1 protein-coding gene is annotated in these 3,213 nt (G+C 67.4%); it reads left to right on the plus strand.

Going from position 1 to position 3,213, the window contains the following annotated elements; all coding sequences use genetic code 11:
- Positions 1-3,213 (plus strand): condensation domain-containing protein (locus PMI38_RS03630; protein WP_008090835.1); only part of this gene is annotated, 3,213 nt, incomplete at both ends.

Consider the following 3,213-nt stretch of genomic DNA (forward strand, 5'->3'; position numbering starts at 1 on the left):
GCGGCAGCCGCCGTGGGCAGGGCATCGCGGCACTGGAGCTGGATGCCCAGGCCTTGGCCGCCAACCACGCCCAAGCCGGCCAGGGCAGCGTGCTGATGAGCTGTGGCTACCCGCAGCCGGGGCACGCCGTGCGCATCGTCGAGCCTCAACACCAGCAATGGCTGGGCGACGACCAGGTGGGCGAGGTCTGGGCCGCGGGCCCGAGTATCGCGTTGGGTTACTGGCGCAACCCCGAGGCCAGCGCCCGCACCTTCGTCGAAATGGACGGACAGACCTGGCTGCGCACCGGCGACCTCGGCTTCATGCGCGAAGGCGAAGTGTTCGTCACCGGGCGCCTGAAGGACATGCTGATCGTGCGCGGGCAGAATCTCTACCCGCAGGATCTGGAAAAGACCCTGGAACGTGAGGTCGAGCAGCTGCGTAAAGGCCGTGTGGCGGTGTTCGCCGTGGACGACCAGGGCGAGGAGGGGATCGGCGTGGCGGTGGAAATCAGCCGCAACGTGCAGAAGGCCATGCAGCCCGAGGCGCTGATCAAGACCCTGCGCCAGGTCATCGCCGATGCCTGCCGCCAGGCGCCGGCCGTGGTCCTGCTGCTCAACCCGGGCGCGCTGCCCAAGACCTCCAGCGGCAAGCTGCAGCGTTCGGCCTGCCGCCTGCGCATGGATGACGGCAGCCTCGATATCTATGCCCGTTTCCCGGCCGCTACCGAATCGACCGAGGCCACCGTAGCCGGCGATGGCCTGCAGGCACGCATCGCCGGTATCTGGTGCGAGCTCCTCAAGGTCGAGTCGGTAGCGGCCGACGATCACTTCCTGCTACTGGGCGGCAATTCCATTGCCGCCACCCAGGTCACCGCGCGCCTGGCCGATGAGCTCGGTATTCAACTGAACCTGCGCACCTTGTTCGAAGCGCCGACCCTTGCCGAATACAGCGCGGCGGTGGCGGCAATCATCAATGAGGGCGGTGGCGTAAACGCGGCCATTGCCTCCCTGAACCGTGGCCTGGCGCTGCCACAGTCGCTGGCGCAGAACCGCCTGTGGTTGCTGTGGCAGCTCGAACCGCAATCCGCTGCCTACAACATCCCCGCCGGCCTGCACCTGCGCGGCGAACTGGACGAGGCCGCCCTGGAGACAGCGTTCCAGGCGCTGGTAGCGCGCCACGAGGCGCTGCGCACGGTGTTCTGCGAAGCAGACGGTCAGGCCCTGCAGCGTATCCTGCCCGAGCAGCCGTTCAAGCTTCGCCGCCTCGACCTGCAAGGGCTGGAGGCCGCAGCCGTAACCGAGCGCCGCGAAGCGGAAGCACAGCAACCGTTCGACCTGGGTCAAGGCCCGCTGCTGCGCGTGACCCTGGCGCGACTGGACGACGAAGACCATCAACTGTGGGTGACCCTGCACCACATCGTTGCCGATGGCTGGTCGCTGAACATCCTGCTCGACGAGTTCGCCAAACTCTATGCCGCCCGTTGCCAAGGCCTTGAAGCCTCGTTGGCCCCGTTGTCGCTGGGGTATGCCGACTATGGCAACTGGCAGCGCCAGTGGTTGGCCGAAGGCGAAAGCGCGCGCCAGCTGGAATACTGGAAAGCCCGGCTGGGCGATGCATTGCCGGTGCTCGACCTTTACCCTGACCAGCCGCGTTCCAGCCAGCAGGCCAACCACGCCGCACGCCTGAACCTGAAAGTGCCGGCCAAGCTGACCGAGGCCCTCAAAGGCCTGGCCCGCGAGCAACAGGCCAGCCTGTTCATGGTCTTGCTGGCTGCCTGGCAAGGCCTGCTGCACCGCTACACCGGCCAGGCCGACATCCGCGTCGGCGTGCCCAACGCCAACCGCCCGCGCCAGGAAACCCAGGGCATGGTCGGCTTCTTCATCAACACCCAGGTGCTGCGCGCGCAACTGGACAGCCGCCAGCCGTTCGCCCAGCTGCTGGCGCAAGTACGCCAAACCACCCTCGACGCCCAGGCCCACCAGGACCTGCCGTTCGAGCAACTGCTCGAAGCCCTGCCTGAAGCCCGTGAGCAAGGCCTGTTCCAGGTCATGTTCAACCATCAACAGCGCGACCTGTCGGCCCTGCGCCGCCTGCCGGGCTTGTTGGCCGAAGAGCTGCCGTGGCACAGCCGCGAAGCCAAGTTCGACCTGCAACTGCACAGCGAAGAAGACCATCAGGGCCGCCTTAGCCTGGCCTTCGATTATGCGGCCAAGCTGTTCGAACACAGCACAGTGGAGCGTCTGGCCCAGCACCTGCTGGCACTGCTGGCGCAAGTGTGTGCGCAACCGCAGCTGGCCTTGGGTGATGTCGACTTGCTCGATGAGCCAGGCCGCCAGCAACTGCTTGCCTGGGGCCAAGCGCCTGCGCCGACGCCTCAGTGCCTGGTGGTCGAGCAGCTCAACGAACAGGCGCGCCAGACCCCGCAGCGCACGGCGCTGGCCTGGGAAGGTGGCAGCCTCGACTACGCCGAGCTGCACCAGCAGGCCAACCGCCTGGCCCATTACCTGCGCGACAAAGGCGTCGGCCCCGACACCTGCGTGGCTATCGCCGTCGAGCGTTCGCCGCAACTGCTGGTCGGTTTGCTGGCCATCCTCAAGGCCGGCGGTGCCTATGTGCCGCTGGACGTCGACTACCCGGCCGAGCGTCTGGCCTACATGCTGCGCGACTGCAAGGCCAGCCTGCTGCTCAGCTACAGCGCCATGCTCGCCACCTTGCCGCAGGTCGACGGCGTCAGCGCCATCGCCCTCGACCAGCTGCACCTGGACAGCTGGCCAAGCCAGGCGCCAGGCCTGCACCTGCACGGCGACAACCTGGCCTACGTGATCTACACCTCCGGCTCCACCGGCCAGCCCAAGGGCGTGGGCAACACCCATGCGGCGCTGGCCGAGCGCCTGCAGTGGATGCAGGCCACCTACGCGCTGGAAGACAGCGACGTGCTGATGCAAAAGGCGCCGATCAGCTTCGACGTGTCGGTATGGGAATGCTTCTGGCCGCTGATCACCGGCTGCAAGCTGGTGCTGGCCGGCCCCGGTGAGCACCGCGACCCGCAGCGCATCGCCGCGTTGGTGCAGCAGCATGGCGTCACCACGCTGCACTTCGTGCCGCCGCTGTTGCAAGTGTTCGTCCAGGAACCCCTGGCGGCGGGCTGCACCAGCCTGCGCCGGCTGTTCTCCGGTGGCGAGGCACTGTCGGCGAGCCTGCGCGACCGCGTGCTGCAACGGCTGCCGCAGG

Source organism: Pseudomonas sp. GM84, assembly GCF_000282535.1.
Taxonomy (GTDB): Bacteria; Pseudomonadota; Gammaproteobacteria; order Pseudomonadales; family Pseudomonadaceae; genus Aquipseudomonas.